8 protein-coding genes are annotated in these 15,831 nt (G+C 56.3%); 6 read left to right on the top strand and 2 right to left on the bottom strand.

The genetic code is table 11. The features are described from left to right. The first annotated feature begins 1,506 nt into the window (after window positions 1-1,506). The 3 genes from BLU17_RS19730 to BLU17_RS32495 all read left to right on the top strand — a co-directional run bounded on the left by BLU17_RS19730 (window position 1,507) and on the right by BLU17_RS32495 (window position 4,097). Entirely contained in the window at window positions 1,507-1,980 is a 474-nt protein-coding gene (locus BLU17_RS19730; RefSeq protein ID WP_092000019.1) for an Hcp family type VI secretion system effector, read from the top strand. Window positions 1,981-2,070: 90 nt separating this feature from the next. Beyond that, window positions 2,071-2,481: a DUF2778 domain-containing protein gene (locus BLU17_RS19725; RefSeq protein ID WP_342713837.1), complete on the top strand. Its 411-nt coding sequence runs from the start codon at window positions 2,071-2,073 to the stop codon at window positions 2,479-2,481. An 809-nt stretch (window positions 2,482-3,290) separates the two neighbouring features. Continuing rightward, entirely contained in the window at window positions 3,291-4,097 is an 807-nt protein-coding gene (locus BLU17_RS32495) for a hypothetical protein (protein ID WP_143189295.1), read from the top strand. Between the two features lie 368 nt (window positions 4,098-4,465). Here the strand turns inward: BLU17_RS32495 and BLU17_RS32490 are convergent, their stop codons facing one another. Beyond that, complete coding sequence (locus BLU17_RS32490) at window positions 4,466-5,890, bottom strand: hypothetical protein (RefSeq protein ID WP_143189294.1); 1,425 nt, start codon at window positions 5,888-5,890, stop codon at window positions 4,466-4,468. Then, a complete protein-coding gene (locus BLU17_RS19715; RefSeq protein WP_092000012.1) occupies window positions 5,887-7,518 on the bottom strand; it encodes a DEAD/DEAH box helicase in 1,632 nt (543 codons plus the stop codon). Before BLU17_RS19715 ends, BLU17_RS32490 begins: the two co-directional genes overlap by 4 nt. Before the next feature lie 696 nt (window positions 7,519-8,214). Here BLU17_RS19715 and BLU17_RS19710 point away from each other — a divergent pair. Genes BLU17_RS19710 through BLU17_RS19700 form a run of 3 tightly spaced genes read left to right on the top strand, consistent with a single transcriptional unit; the run spans window position 8,215 to window position 15,831 of the window. Then, entirely contained in the window at window positions 8,215-9,951 is a 1,737-nt protein-coding gene (locus tag BLU17_RS19710; RefSeq protein ID WP_143189293.1) for a hypothetical protein, read from the top strand. A 2-nt stretch (window positions 9,952-9,953) separates the two neighbouring features. After that, on the top strand, window positions 9,954-12,293 hold the full coding sequence (locus BLU17_RS19705; RefSeq protein ID WP_092000006.1) for a DISARM anti-phage system protein DrmE domain-containing protein: 2,340 nt from the start codon (window positions 9,954-9,956) through the stop codon (window positions 12,291-12,293). Beyond that, window positions 12,286-15,831, top strand: coding sequence for a helicase-related protein (locus BLU17_RS19700; RefSeq protein WP_092000003.1), 3,546 nt, complete (start codon window positions 12,286-12,288; stop codon window positions 15,829-15,831). Before BLU17_RS19705 ends, BLU17_RS19700 begins: the two co-directional genes overlap by 8 nt.

Here is a 15,831-nt window from a genome sequence, read left to right as displayed (position 1 = left end):
TGCCCGAAACCTTGGCCGGCCTGCACTTCGTCATTTTCGCCGTGCTTATGCTTGTCCACTTTGCAGCCCTTAACAATAGTGCCTAACACGCTCTAACTGTGTCGGGGCCGTCGTTGGGGCCGTAAACGCTGATTGGCATTGCTGTTGCCGACCTCCAAGATCTGGCTGCGGCACTGACCGCCACAATCCCCGATTTGCTCCAACCACTGGATACATCCGGCGGGCGGACCGGAGCTTAAGGCCCGTCAACTGCCGCATATTGCGGGATGGCCCGCGAGCTGAAGTACGTTAGCCGGGAAGGATCTAAAAGTAGCCGTCGAAATACGTGAATTCGAATTTGACGGCCAATCCGGGGCCGTGCGTACCCGGCCCCCGCACCGGGTAAGCTTCCGCTTCTCTAGATGGCATTGGTAAGACTCGCCACCGTGCATATTGGTGAAGTAGCTGACAGCCTCACCGGATAATCGTAGCGAATGGTGCCGTCATCAGGGCGCACGGTAGCTGACCGGTTATGCTCGATCAGATTCATCTACCCAGACGCAGAGCTAAGGAGCCAGACCTTGTCGACCATAAACCATCAAGAGCGCATTCAGGCAGATCGGAAGGGCCATCGAGCGTCAACGCAGAGACGCTCCGATAGACAAGGCGGCGACCGAACTACTGACCTGAACGGGACGCGTCGAGCGCGCAAATGTGCTGAATCATAGGAGAGCATCCATGAGCAAGCCAACCATCAAAGCAGTAAGTCTGAACCTGGCGTTGTACGGGCGCGTACCGTCTATGCGCGTCTCGCTTGTGACGAGTAACTGATGAATTTGTCTTCTCCAGTCGCGGGCGCTTATTCGAGTTTAGCGCGATTTTCTCCGAACGGGCGCGATACCGACTCCTACATATGTTATTTTGAGAGGCTGTGCTCTTCACGGACGATGAAGGATGGACGGATTTTGACCCGACAGGTCTAGTCGCATTCACCACGATATGCCGCGAACTAACGCAGCCGCGCAGGCGCATAGAGTACGGGATTATCGCGACGGCTCATGGCGTTGAGCACCGGTTCCCTTCGCTCTCCGTGACCTTCTCGCGATTGGACCTGCCGCCCGATCTTTACGAGGAGGTGCGCGGGGCGCTCGCGGCTGGAAGACTCTACCGGATAGGCCCGTTTTACTTGGAAGGCATAGAGCGCCCTGCCGCGCGCCCATACGCTAATTGGATGGCGGGGCGGCGCTCTTATCACGGGCCGCGCGGGTTCCCGCCGCGCGCCACGTTTGACGAGAGGGAAGCAAGGGAAGCTATAGAGACCTATCTCGCACTTGTGCCCATTCACCATGCAGACATTAGATGCGCGCGCTAAATATTCAATCCGATTATCAAAAAAATAATTTCTGACAAAACCCATCCAACCTTGCTTCTATCCACTTGATTTTCCTCTTATGCCGCGCTCTACTATGCTTTCGGTCTGAAATAACCGTCAATTGTTAAAATCGCTTAAAGGATTCGCAGCTATGGCTGCAGGATATTTTCCTCAAGATCAACGGGATTGACGGGGAATCGCAAGACATGACCCACGCGAACGGAATTGATGTTATCTCGTGGCGCTGGCGAGTTACGCAAAACTCGGCAATGCATTCCGGATCGGGTGGTGGTGCTGCAAAGGCTACGGTATCTGATTTGGAGTTTACTCACATGATGGATCGGGCTAGTCCGAATCTCGCCAAATACTGTTTCACCGGCAAGCACATTCCGGAAGCTCAGTTGACGATGCGAAAATCGGGCGGCCTGCCGCACGAATTTATCCGGATGACGATGTATGACGTGATTATCTCTCTCGTTGAACCGGTTGCGGGCGGGGAGTTTTGTAGCGAAGAAGTCAAGCTTTCGTTCGCTCGAATGAAGCATGAGTACATTCTTCAAGATCCTCTCGGCGGGACTGGCGGAACCGTGACGGCCCTGATTGACATTAAGGCGAATCAATCCACCTAAGTCTCGCGGAGCCGATATATGCCGGTTAGCTGCACGTTCGTATTGAATCGGAAAACTACGTCTGTTTTAGCGTGTGACGGAATCGCGCCGATGACCGCCTTCTCAGGTCAGAAGGAAGGCCGCGACAATCCGGACGATACCGCAAAGGAGGATATTGGGCCGCTTCCCAAAGGCAAATACTTTCTCGTGGATCGCCAATCGGGCGGCATTCTTGGAGGGTTCCGGGACTGGTGGAGCGCGCATGGATTTGGAACAACGGATAGAACACGCTGGTTTATGATCTGGAATCCCGCGACAGGTGATAAGACGAATATTGACGGAATCACGCGCGGCAGCTTTCGCCTACATCCGATGGGGCCGCGCCGTTTAAGCGAAGGATGCGTTACGGTCGTGAACCCGTATGATTTTGACCGGTTGGAGAAGTTTTTACGCTCGCAGAAGCCATCCTTGCCGGTTCCCGAAACGGATTTGAAAGCGTACGGAACGCTAGAGATTAAATGAAGAGCGCGCTTCGCTGGGGATCATTCGTAGTGGTCTGCGTGGTAGCCGGATTCTACATCGCGCACCTGTACGACTTTATCCCAACCAACATGCCGTATAGCGTGTATATATTTATTCGGACGTCCTTGTCTTTGCTCCGATTGAATATTCTTGCTAACACGGACGACATAGAGACACTGGCCATACTTCTTTACTGGTTCGTGACCTCTATCCTTTTTGCGGTATTCGTTCAAACCGCGAAGGGATGGATAAGGCCGCGCGCTCGCGGGTGGCTTGCGGCGCGACTCGGAGCAGCTTCCGTAATAGGAGGATGGTTCGTGGCGTGCGGCGCGTTTGCGTTCGCCTATGACCCCGCTCGCGCCTTTGCTTCTCCGGACCCAGAACGCGCCGTCAATGTGGCGCTGGTCGGATATTGGGCATGGGCTACGTTTGCCGTATGCGCGGTATTGATCGTGTGCCGAAGGGTAGCGAATCGGGCGTAAGTGCCTCCGCCAGGTTAAGCCGCGGCCCTGCTTCCGAACACGCATTATCGTTTGGCGAGTCGTGTCGTATCGCTTCGCGAGCGAATAGACCGTAGCGCCGCGCGAGAGGTGGTCTAGTATCTCCTTGCGGGTTTGCTCGCTGAGAGAAGGCTTCCGGCCTAGGCGCTTCCCTGCGGCTCCCGTGCGCTGGAGTCCCGCTTGCGTCCGCTCAACGATCAAGTCCCGTTCGAACTTGTAAGCTGGCGTCAGGTGAAGAAGCCCCGCGGCCTTAGAAGCGAAACTGGAAGCTCCTCCCAGAGATAGAAGAAACAGCACATAATCGGCGACTTGCCCATCCATCAGCCGGCTTCGGACTTCGAAGTCGAGACCTCTCGCCTTATTGCAGAGCTTCTTGACGACGCTGTCTTTTTTTCCCACGCGGGCTATTCGGCCTCCGCTCAAATCGTCTTTCTGACACATGCGATTAATCACCTGTTCGAAGGCTCCCCGGCGCGCTTCGCAGCTCATCTGGGTGTCAATAAATCCCAAATTCATGGATGGGTGAAAGGTACCGTGCAGATGAGCTTTACGCGCCTCGTGCAGACCGCGTTTTGCTGTGGCTGTCCTATCGCCGACATTCTGCTCGGAAACAGGGTGATGCTTTCGCTTCGTCCCCTGCCGGAAGGGCAATGCCGTCGTCTGACTATTCGCAGAGTGACCGGTGCTCGGCGCTCGAAGGACGTCTTGCGCGCAGAGCTTGACGAGCTGATTCGCAGCGGCGGCGCAACGAATGCAAGTGAAGCTGCCACCGCAGTCGGGATTTCGCTGAAATTCATGCGGGCGAACTTCCCCGAGCAGCACGAGCGTTTGGTCAGACTCGACCGGGAGCGGGCTGACTCTGTTCGCAGGGAGGCAACCGATGCCTTCAACAAGATGTATTTGAAAGAGGCAAATGCGCTTCGCGCGGAAGGCGTCTATCCGTCACGAAGGCGCGTGCTCGGGCGATTAGAAGGGAAAGTGATGCTCGGGCGATTTCGACGCATCCAGAACGCCCACTGCGAAGCGTTGGCTGCAGCAGGATTGAGCACCTCGGGAGCGCCTGGTAGAAGAATGGCGACTCGTCCAGGTTTGGAACTGGAAAACCGAGGAGTCTAAATCTGGACTTTGTGTAGTAGCCACAGGTGTCGTTTACGACATCTGTGGCGAAAACTCACAGTTTCTAAGTTCTTGATTTTGAAGAGATAACTTGGCCCCGGCTGGGATCGAAAAAACCGGGCAGAGGTGCGCCAGGTAAGGCATTCGGGGCAGCCGCATCCTTACGGGTACAACATCGGAAACAATAGGCTCTTCGCTGCAGATATTTTGTAACAATTTGTCGAAAAACATCAACGTCTCGATCCGCCCATTCTTTCAATAACGGCGCGTCTGCGAGATATCTTGCTCCTCCTCCGATGAGCGGTTTGGTGACCAGCTTTGCCTATGTTCCTGCTCTGGAAGCATCGATCGAAATTCCGGCTTTCATACTATGGTGAGACGAAAATTTTGAGAACAACATCGTTGCTAGCCGCGGCCGACTGCCAACTGTCAATGAGTTGAAATGCTTGTAACGATTCACTTGCAGCCTCACGCCCTTTGCGAAGTTGGTTTTCAAAGTGCTGTCGGGAAAATGCGTTCCCAACAACCATCCAGATCTCCTTTCCAACATTGGGTGCTGCTCGGCGTTCGGCAATCGTGTCCCAGATATCCACTAATTTTTCTTCGCGTGCTGCTTTAGTTCGCCCAACGTTCACAAAACGCTTTCCATCGACAAGTCGAATGCGTTCGTTAAGTGCGGGAGCGGAAGCAGGTCTTGGCCAATGGCTTGGCATGATCGACCAATTTCCTGGCTTCAGGTCACGTTGCGTTGTGGTTAGTATTTCCAAGTTTTTGATTGCTTGGCCACCCACTTCCGCTAGTGCTCCCGCTGAAGACTCCGGCCGATTCTCGGCACCCCCACATTTAACATGAACGAAGACGAGCTTATCGGGTGATGACAGGATAAAATCCGCCGGCTCAGTACCCATGTCTGAGCAAAGCATAATATCGAGATTGGCAATATGCGTAAAAAACGGACCGAACTCGGGAATTGTCGAACCTTGAACACCTACAGCCTTTAGTTTATCAATCAGGAAAAAGATAGAATTTCGCCCGAATTCGTCAGCTGACACAGCATGTTCTTCCTTTTCTGACAGGTTCGCTGCGAGTAGCTCAGTAACCGGAATCAGCGAACCGCCAAGCTTAGACTTGTTAAGTTCAAAACCTTTTTCCGTTGGCAACATCACTTGGTAGAAGTGGCCATTGACATAAGACGTCCCGTCTTTGTAGAGAAGCTTCAAACGTCCATTTTTATTGAGTAGATCGACAAATCGCCCCTGTTGTTTCACTCCCGGGATAACGTCGCGCCCCAGATCATAGGAAACGTCAACTTCACAACACAGAAAAGGCCGTTCTTCCTCATCGAATTTTAGGTCGAACTTTAGCTCCGGAGCACCGTCGACGAACTCGAATCCGTTTTGATACTGTGCATAAATGAAGCTATTTTCGACGCCCACCTGTTTGCCGTCATAAGACAGATTTATAGGATGCAAGAAGTCGGAAAGATCTAGGAGAGCGCTCACTGGTGCCGCTACTGGTCGACTTTTTATCGCCTTTGCGTAGGAGCGAAGCAAGTTGCTGCGACTCGCCGGTGGCTTTTGAATGACTTCTGCAACGTCCTGCATCCAAAGATTGAGTTCGGCAAGCGAAAAATTTCTGCGCATCTGATCCGAAACGCGTCCCGAGCCCACGCCCAAATAGTAGCTGCTCTTCCGCTTGCCCACGGCGTCAATGTTGTCAACTTTGACAGTCGTGATCGCATAGCTGGAATTGCTCTGGCCATAACCAATATTTTCGAGGTTGTGGCCGCTCATCGATGTTCGCTCTGGACGCCTGGCACTCTAGAGATCGCCAATGCATGCGTCTCCTTCGTGCGGGTAACCTCTTCACGGGCTGTCAGCGTAAGAAGGGCATTGACATCTATCGCGGTTGTTAAATCGTATTCGGATTTTTCCGAAAAGTCCCTGCTTCGACTATCAAAAATTGCGATGATCTCGTCAAACTCTTTGATTATCGTTACTTCTAACGACGGTTCGAAAAATAGGTGCTCGTCAAGGAACCGTGAGTTCTTGAAGCAAACGGAAAGAATGACGTTCATTCCGTGAACGTCATATCTCGGGTCCACCAGCTCCCCGTCCCGCGTTGAATCCCATAGAAGTCGATCGGTTATGCCCGCGAGACTAAATCCTGCCGCCTTGCGGATAAAGCATACAGAGGCGAGGGGAACCTTGAGCGATGTATCGACATCGATATTCTTAAGCTCGAACTTCTTACGAAACGACGATTCGAAATAGCTAACATCAGGAAATGCTTCAAGATACTTTCGAAGCAAGCCTGCAGTATCGAGTGAGCGTAGAAATGCAGTTCGTTTAATTGGTGACGCAAGATAGGTATCGAATTCGAGGTAATTCGACCACATCGTGCGATTAGCTGCCCCTTGGCACTCGATGACGAACGAAGGCAGTCCTTTGAATTTTCGAACGACGCGTCCTACAGCCTGTACAAGCTCGCGTCCACTACCCACTGTATAGGTGAGAACTAGCACTCTTGCTTGCGGGATATCGACGCCCTCATCAAGCTTATGTTGATGAATGATGACCTTCCAGTCAGAATTTCCCAGATTGGCGGGAACGGAGACGCGTTTTGAGTCAGATCTTTCGCCCTTGAATGCTTCGTGAATAGCAAGGGTCTTGAAGTGTGCGGCAAACAAGCCATAGTATGCCTCGATGTCCATGAACTTCCGGCACTTCACTATACATTTCGCTTCCGGATACGCGTTAAACAGCTCTTGGAGGCGGGTCACAAGGCGATCGCGATCATCCTGTTCGAAGCGAGGACTAACCAAATCACCTTGCTTGACAGCCTCGTCGAAGGTGTAAATATGGCTTGATGCGGGATCAATGTCGAAAGCGAAGAGGTCGTTGCGATACGGTGTTGCGGTAACAACAATTTTCTTGGCATCAAGACCGCGAGCCACCTGACTCCAGACAGGAGATGGCTCAGAATGACCCTCGTCGACAATCAAAAGATCTACGCTTTCCTTCACTGCTTCGAGAATATCAGGTGTCAAGCTGGACAGCTTTTGGAAAGTCGTGACGTAGATCCCTTTATCTAGAGGTAACCCGGAGAACGGTTTCACGGCCTTCCTACCGAGCTCGTTTCCAGGTGCGATCTTTTGAAAAAATTTCTTATTAATCTCGTCAAAAAGTTGCTCACGAACGGCGCGTCGGTGACTAACTACGAGAACTCGTCGCTGACTGGAAAAATGTGAAATGACAGTAATTACACCCGTTTTTCCCGCGCCGGTTGGCATGCTGAGCAGACAGGACTTCGTCTCTTTCGCCTTTCTCAAGTAGCTCAATGCGGTTGTGATGCTACTTTTTTGGCCCTCTCGCAAAGCACCCCATAGATGTTGGTCTATTTCAAACCCATTGATTTTCATTGTCGAGGCCTTTTTTAAAGACGGCTTTATCGATGCATCAAAAGCAAGCCGCTACAGTGCACTGCAGAAGCTGTCTGAACGGCGGTCCCTGTAAGCTTAACCGAAAGCGCCATACCAAAATGGCTGGTTTGCAACTATAGGCGGTCATCCAAATGTCGCTGGCCCAACGTCGGCCAAGGCAGATGAAGCACCTTTCGCCTTTGACAATCGGACCGCCAGTTACTAGGCAAGCTGACGCGTGAACGTCCAATCGATGACGGATTTGAACCGCGGCTTGCGGCCGGAATACGTCGAACGCAGCCACCGCTTTTCTACCCGTTACGGCCAAGTCAATGCCCGCTTAACAGCTGCGAACCTTCGTTGCTGGCTGCAGGACGCACGCTGACCGGCACCAAGCAGCCGGTTTTAGTATTGACCGCGCCGCTCGCGCGCTGGAGAATGTAACAAACTGTTTTAAATAGGGGTGGAGCATCTGTGAAGGACAGTGCAAACATCGACGAGTTGAAGGCGTAACCCTAAATAGGGCCTACAAATTACATGCCACAGCCTCAACGCACGGCTCCATCTACTTCTCTGCTAGCGCGTATCAACTGGCGGGCGGTAGGCGCTCGTGCAGCCAGAGAGGTGAGCAGCCGAGAAGTCCACGCTCCGGTGGTGTCGGCCTACCGTTGGTGGGCTCGGCGCCCGCACAGCGTCATGGGAGCGTTACTCGACGCCGCCGTGGCGCAATATGGAACCGACCTTACCGTGTCGGACCCGTTCAGCGGCGGCGGAACAGTGACGTTCGAGGCTGCCAAGCGAGGGCTCAAGACATACGCCCAAGACCTCTACCCTTGGCCTGCCCGTGGACTCGCCGCGGCGCTGGGAAGTTGCGAAACCGCCGACCTCCGGGCTGCTGCCGACCGGGTGCTAGCAGCCCTTGCGCCACATCGCGCTGCTTATCGCACCTATGCCGGCGCTGAACTCTCGCATGTTCTCCGCGTCCGCGTATCAACGTGCTCGCACTGCACCCGCGATGTCCACGAGTATCCGCATCGCTTGGTTTCGTTGACCAGCCGCAGCCTACAAAACACTGACGCCTTCTTCGGCTGCCGCAGCTGTGGTCAACTCACTCGACTCAATCGGAATACCAAGAGCTTCTCCTGCGACGGCTGCCAGACACTCTGGAACGTAGATGCCGATGCGAGCGGCTGCCCTCATTGCCTGCATGAGGACAGCCTACAGCCTCAAAGCTGGCGTGCCGTTTTGGTTCAAGAGTTGGCGATGCTCAAAGGCCAGCTCCGCGCTATCTTGAGGCCTGTTTCAGAAGGCGACCCCGTCGTTTTCGACAATTCCATGACGCTGCATGAGGCGCTGGCTATCGAGATTCCCCCGGGCAAGGAGACCAAGCGACTTCTTGACAACGGGTTCGCGAGATGGGGCGACCTTTACTCGCGCCGGCAGACTCAAGTTCTCGTCGATGGTTTGAGAACTGTAGCTGCACTGGACTGCCCATCGGCCGTCAAAGACCGGCTGGCGTTCTCGCTTCTCGGCGCTGCCGAAATGCCCGCTTTTCTTAGCCGGTGGGACCGGTTCAACCTCAAACCATTCGAAGGGATGGCGAACCATCGCTACACCCAGACGACCTTTGCGGTGGAATGCAACCTTCTGTCTCCGGTGGGAAGGGGCACGATTCCGCGCCGCCTTGAGGCCGCCACACAGGCGCTCCAGTGGTTCATCGATTCGCGACAGCGGCCACCAAAGGTGCAGACAACGGTCCCAGGCCGCCGTGGGCGAAAGAAGACCGACTGGGACGTGCTCGTGACCACCGGTAGCAGCGTCAAACAGGCGTTGCAAACGGGTTCCGTGAGCGTCGTCGTGACGGACCCGCCTTACTTCGACGATGTGCAGTACGGAGAACTGGCAAGGCTGTTCCACGTCTGGCTGACGGTTTATGACCCGAGCGTCACCGTCGACGAAAGCGCTGAAGCCGTGCCGAACAGCACACGAGGTATTTCCACCGCCGACTATGAAGCAACGATTGCTGCATGTCTGGCTGAAAGCAGGCGAACGCTGAAAGCGAACGGCCGGCTCATCCTCACGTTTCACAACAAGAAGCTTGCTGCTTGGCGAGCACTTGCCGGCGCAATCGCTGCTGCCGGACTCAAGGTTACCGCTCTAGCAGCAGTACTGGCGGAAAACCAAGGCGACCATTGCAAGCGCAACGTCAACGCGATGCTCCACGACTTGGTCATCGAGTGCATGCCAACAACGGCGTCTCGGCCGCCCAAGCTATCGCTTGAGTTCACGCCAAAGTCGTGCGCCGAAAAAAATCTCGCCGCCATGGGGTTCGCGTTGGCCGACTGCGTGGCCGATTGCGACGCGACCAATATCGGTGCTAAATACCGCGCCCACCTCGAACGTCTTGGCGTTCGCAAACGACACATCGAATAGCGATGTGGGATCGTGCCATCCAGTTATCCACCCAGCGCGTCACCGATGCGCTTTTGCATCGCAGCGTTCTGCCTCAGGACGCGCTGGCGTTTGAAAAGGTCAGCGGCGCCATTGCGGTGCGAACCGCGCTGCGACTACTAACGGGTGAGCAAAGCCTGCTGTTCGCTGTACCCGAGGCAACCGCATCAACGGCACGCCATATTTTGGCGGCGCTGCTCATCGGCGACTACGCACATGCAAACGCGCAAGGGCAAGTGCCTCAAGTCGAGGTCAGGCACCTACTCCGAGGGGACATCGTCCTTGTCACACAGGCCACATCTAATGGCAAGGCTCGGCTTGAAGAGTTGTCCGTGGGCAGGGGGCAACGGCTTTGTGATCTTTGGGAGGTTACCACGCTCAGCAGGTATACCGCAGCCAAGTCTACCAAGCCAAGGGTGTTCCTAGCCAACCCAGGTTGGCTAGAGAAGACCATGGGAGGACGGAGATTTGGCGCGGTGGTCATCGACGCCTCGCACCCGAGTACTTTCGCCCGACTGCCGCAGTTGATGCGAGCCGCCGCGGGATGTGCATCTCTGCGCATTGCGGTTTCCCCACCTCCGGCCGAGGACGTGCTCGCAGCATGCGGACATCCATCGAAGCTACAGCTTTGGCTGTGGGACTCGCAAGCAAAGAATGATGCGGAAACTGTCGTCGAGGCGAGGGACCCCCAGTCCCACGCCAATGGCGACCGCCACCTGTGGGTTTGTGATTCGGACGCAGAGGCGGCGCAAGCGCTGGCGGAGGTTTACCGCAGGCTCACCGCCGCTGCTCGAGCCGCTGAAGGTCGCAGCTACCCGGGATTGTGGCAATGCTGGGGGCTGTACAACCGCCTACGCCAAGTGGCCGTCCCGCTTGCACACCTTGAAGAGGTGGCAGCTTCGACCTGGGCGGGTAGCCTGCGACAGCGCATCGCCGAACTGGAGAACGTCAGTGGACATGGCAGTGTTGCCTGGGACACGACGTGGCCACAACTCTTAGCTGCGCTGAAGTCGGCATACGAAACGCTCCTGCGGCGGGAAGAGACCGCGAAGTTCTGGGGGGTGGCAAGCAACCTACAGGCGTTCCTTCCCTCAACCACCCCGCACCTCCGCGTCGTGGTCGGGTCGGAGGCAGAAGTCACCCTTTTGACTCCTGCGCTCGAGTTAGTGGTCGAAGGGTTCTCTGAGGCACTTGCATCGGGCCGAGTCGAGTTCGTCACTGGCAGCAAGGAGGCAAAGTTGATTGCCGAGGGTGGCGTCTGCCCGACGGTGCTATTGGCGCCCAGGACGAATGGACACCGCTATCTCGATGTATTCCCCTCCGCGCGCGTTGACGAGTTGCTCTATCCACATGAGGTGGATCTCGAGCGGAGCAATCAAGCGCGACTTCATTCTGCTTGGTCACCTAGACTGCAGGACGAGACTCGCGTTCGCTTCCTCGCGCCCTTCGGCTTCCAGCCTTTATCGTCGGCCGTTCCGCGTCCCGCCGCTCAGCCTCCCGCCATTGTCGTTCGCAAGTCCAACGGACATGTGGTTTCGTTGGTAACCAGCGCCGAAGTCTCAGGCGAAATCGATATCGATGCATTGGTGGGCGGTACTGACGTCGACTTTTTTGACGGCTACGAGCCGAAGGTGCACACCTCCATCAGCACCGCGGGCGCAATCACCGAAGTTCGCTTCACCAATGGCGAGCGACGTCAGTTCTACGGCGAGCAGAAGCTGGACATCTACCTATCGGAGACGTCGAGAATCCAGCGCAACCTCGCACGCGAAGTGCGGCCGGGGTGGCGGGTTATAGCCTTCGTCGACGGCCAGTACGACAGTCTCTTTCGGCGGCTTGCCGACGTTGTCAACTCTCGCCTTCCGCCTGCCGAACGCGTTGCTCTGGAGCTTTGGCGCCAAGCGAAGGAGCACTTGGTCGCGAGATTCGAGAGCAAGCGCGAGCTCTATCACAAGTTGGTAGCAAAGGGCTTGATATCCAGCTACGAAGCCTTCGTCAGCTGGCTCAGTGCGGGCGACGAGGACGTCATCGCCCCACAACAGTTTCATGAGTTCGAGGTGCTTGCCTCTGAAATGGACACGTATGCCAGCTCAAAGGTAATGATGGAAAGTGCCTTCAGGGCTGTCCAGCACGAGCGTGGACGCAACCGAAAGTTGGGGCGCACTCTCCGAACGTTTCTCCGAGCGGTGGTCTCTGGCGATGGTTACGAAGAAGCCCTAGCCGGCGCACGCACGATTGACGCGGCTATTGCCGACGTGTTCGCCGCGGTGGAAATTCTCGAGGTTGACTCAGTTCGCGAAATTCAAAGGAAACACGATGGCTGAGAAGAACACGTATAGCCCCACGTACCGCGACGAACTTGCTATCTCACGGCACTTCGTTCAAGTGCTCGAGCAGCGACTTGCTGGCCGGGACAACGTGCGCCGAACCAACGTGAACCCGTTGGATTGGTGCCACCTCGGGGTCATTGGGCCTGCGAAGCTGCAGCACGCTCCAGTGGAGTTGGACGCGGCAATCCTCGAAGCCGAAGCTGCTTCCGACGACTCCCCTGGGGCCAATGCTGGCAGCGTAGCCCCTGCCGTTAATGGCCAATTGACCAGTTCACCGGCCGAGGCCCACGCGGGAGCGTCGTCAGATGCAGCCCCGGAACTGGAGGACCCAAAAGCGACCGAGAAAACAGACGACCGTGAAGGTACGCGTCGCCCGCCCTCGGCGATTGGGTTCGAAGCATTGGTTCAACCTGACGCAGACGGCACTATCACGCTGACGCTTAGCGCACAGTTCTGTATCTTTACAAAACACTTGCCTGACTTGACGGAACAGACGAACGTCCTCGACGCCGGCGCGTCAGTCGGCGCACCATTGGCCGAGGTCGTGCAGCGATGGCCGATTGATCTGCACAACGTTGTGCTTAAAGTTCCTGCGGCTGGTGGCACGTTGAATGATCAGGGTGCCGTCCAAGGTCTGCTTGACGATACGCTCGAGCGTGCATTCGCTCGCTCTGATGCAGAGCGCGTTCTTCCCGGGACGCGTCCGAAGGTCTCCGAATCTGACATCAAGACGCCCGAAGCATTCCAGTCATTCCTGGCGGCTAGGTTCAATGCCTTCGACGTGGAGAAATGGCGTCTCAACGCGTCACTTGAGGTCCGAGCTGTGCCGCGACCTGACGGTAAGGTTCGAATCGGCTGTTACTTCAAGAATGAGACGCCTGAGACGCCTCCGCTGACTAACGGCAAGGGCCTGAAGGACGCCTTCAAGGTCATCAGCGATGTTCGCATCGATGCCAAGATGAGCGGTCAGCTGTACCCAATCGAAATCCTGCCGGTACCGCAGGATTACCAGTATGACCGGCGGGTGTGGGCTGTTGGGCACAACACAAGTGTCGTTACCGACTACCAGGTGGGCGTGATTCGAACTGCGGCTTTGGCAGTGTTCGAGCAGCCGCGTATCATGACGCGCGACGTAGTGCCCGCCAAGTTCGCCGCGTTGGTGAGCAGCCCGTTCGAGACGCTTCAGGCCATCTACGAGGCCATGGTCGAGTACGAACGGGATTGGCAGAAGCGCATCCTTGACGACAACGAACTGAAGCTAGACCCAGCCGCCATGGTCGAATGCCAGCGCGACCACGCGGGTTTCAAAGACGAGATTCGTCGGTTCGCATGTGGCGTCGCTGCCTTGCGATGCGATGAGCGTCTGCTGCGAGCGTTTCAGGCGGCCAATCGCGTATTCGCCAAGCTCGCCAGCGGATATGACTCGTGGCGGCTTTTTCAGCTTGTCTACATCGTGACCCAGCTGCCGGCGTTGGCAGTTCGCGAGAACCACGTGCAAGGCGAGTTCCCAACCGGCACTAAGCGCGAGTGGAAGGATACGCTGGACTGGGGTGACGTTCTTTGGTTTCGCACCGGTGGCGGTAAGACTGAGGCGTATCTCGGCCTTGCTTGTTGCGCCATGCTCTACGACAGGTTGCGGAATAAGCGCTTCGGCATGACTGCTTGGTTGCGCTTTCCGTTGCGCATGCTGAGCATCCAGCAGTTGCAGCGCGCGATGCGCGTGATCTGGGAGGCCGAGGAAGAGCGCAAGCGTATTCTCGGTGACGAAGCGAAGCAGTCCGCACCGCTACGGCTCGGCTACTTCGTTGGCAGCACAACGACGCCGAACAGTTTATCAGTCGAGTATTTAAGCAACCTCTCGACCGACGAGAGCCTTGAGCGGGTACGCGCGGTACCCGACTGTCCCGCATGTGGCGGGCGTGGGACGGTCAAGACTCAAGCTGACATTCCGCGCATTCGTTTTCAGCACATCTGTACCAGGTGCAAAGCAGAGCTTCCGCTGGACGTGTCGGATGACGAGGTGTATCGGCATCTGCCCGCGCTGGTCGTGGGGACTATCGACAAGATGGCCACGGTCGGCCAGCAGCCTAAGTTTGGATTGCTCTGGGGCGGCGCGAAGTGGAAGTGCCCCGAGCACGGCTATGGCTTCGGCGAATACTGCACGGCGTTCGGCTGCAAGGTAGACAAGAAGCAGCGCCGAACGGTAAAGCCCTACGACCCCGCGCCGTCGCTCCACATCCAGGATGAGTTGCACCTTCTGCAAGAGGAGCTTGGCGCGTTTTCAGGGCACTACGAAACGCTCATCCGTTATTGCGAGCAGACCGTGGGCGGGTTGCCGTCGAAGGTCATTGCTGCTACCGCAACTATCGAAGGTTTTGAGAACCAGGTACGGCACCTGTACGGCGTGAAGAACGCGAGGCGCTTTCCGGGTCGGGGATACGACCGGATGAAAAGCTTTTATGCAGTACCAGACCTAGACGCTGAGGGCCAACCGAAGACGGCTCGAATCTTCGTGGCATTCAAAAGTTCGTCACTCTCGCCGGCAGACGCGTCAGCCTTCTGCTCCGAAATCCTCCATGCTGAAATCGGTAGGCTCTTCGCCAAGCCGCACCTCGCTCGGGCCATTCTGAAGGACGCCAAGACGGACGAAGACGTGGAAGCGCTGCTGAACCACTACTCCACGACTCTGAATTACGTGGGCAGTCTCGCGAAGGGTTCGCGCGTACGCCAAGCACTGGACGAGGTAGCGTCGAAGGTGCGGCCTGGGGCCCGTGACCTGAACGTCGAATACCACTCCAGCCGTTCGTCAAGCGCCGAGGTTGCGGACGTCGTCCATCGGGTGGAGAGTCCACCTGCATGGTCGGACGAGAGCTTTCTCGACGCGTTGGTTGCGACGAGCATGATTAGCCACGGTGTCGACCTTGAGCGAGTCAATTTGATGACGATGGACGGAGTGCCCGAGGAAACGGCCGAGTACATTCAAGCGTCCAGTCGAAGCGGCCGGCGCCACGTCGGCCTCGTGGTGGTCGTCCTGAGTGGCTTCTCGTTGCGGGCTAACAGCATCTATCACCGCTTTATCGAATATCACCAGCACCTCGACCGTATGGTCTCCCCGGTGCCAGTCAACCGCTTCGCAAAATACGCTGCGGGACGGACATTGCCGGGCGTTGCACTGGGAGTCATCTACGGCGTTCACACGGCGCAAACGGGCAATTCGAAGCTCAACAATCGCGCGAACGTTGTAGACCTCCTCGACCTGCAGGGCCCGGACTTCCTAGACGAGCTCAAGAAGGCGTATTCCCTCGGGGAGGGCGTCTACGACGAACGTCTTGAGAAGTCCCTGGCAGATGTCCTGACTGAGCAGTTCGGGCGGGTGGCGATGTCGATTCGCAACAGTACAGAGAAGAAGGTCAAGGACGCTGTACGGCCTGTACCCATGACCAGCTTGCGCGACGTGGAAACAGGTGTCCCGTTCTGGCCTGACCACTGTGACTCTCGGCTGCTTACCTTCGTTCAAAAGTCCAAGGACTGA

The sequence above is a fragment of the Paraburkholderia lycopersici genome (assembly GCF_900096975.1).
Taxonomy (GTDB): Bacteria; Pseudomonadota; Gammaproteobacteria; order Burkholderiales; family Burkholderiaceae; genus Paraburkholderia; species Paraburkholderia lycopersici.
This window is presented reverse-complemented; position numbering and strand designations above follow the sequence as displayed.

Excerpts from the sequence above, each read along its gene's own strand:
- BLU17_RS19725 (WP_342713837.1), top strand. The coding sequence starts at position 2,071 with ATGACCGCCTTCTCAGGTCAGAAGGAAGGCCGCGACAATCCGGACGAT.
- BLU17_RS32490 (WP_143189294.1), bottom strand. The coding sequence starts at position 5,890 with ATGAGCGGCCACAACCTCGAAAATATTGGTTATGGCCAGAGCAATTCC.
- BLU17_RS19715 (WP_092000012.1), bottom strand. The coding sequence starts at position 7,518 with ATGAAAATCAATGGGTTTGAAATAGACCAACATCTATGGGGTGCTTTG.
- BLU17_RS19710 (WP_143189293.1), top strand. The coding sequence starts at position 8,215 with ATGGGAGCGTTACTCGACGCCGCCGTGGCGCAATATGGAACCGACCTT.
- BLU17_RS19705 (WP_092000006.1), top strand. The coding sequence starts at position 9,954 with ATGTGGGATCGTGCCATCCAGTTATCCACCCAGCGCGTCACCGATGCG.
- BLU17_RS19700 (WP_092000003.1), top strand. The coding sequence starts at position 12,286 with ATGGCTGAGAAGAACACGTATAGCCCCACGTACCGCGACGAACTTGCT.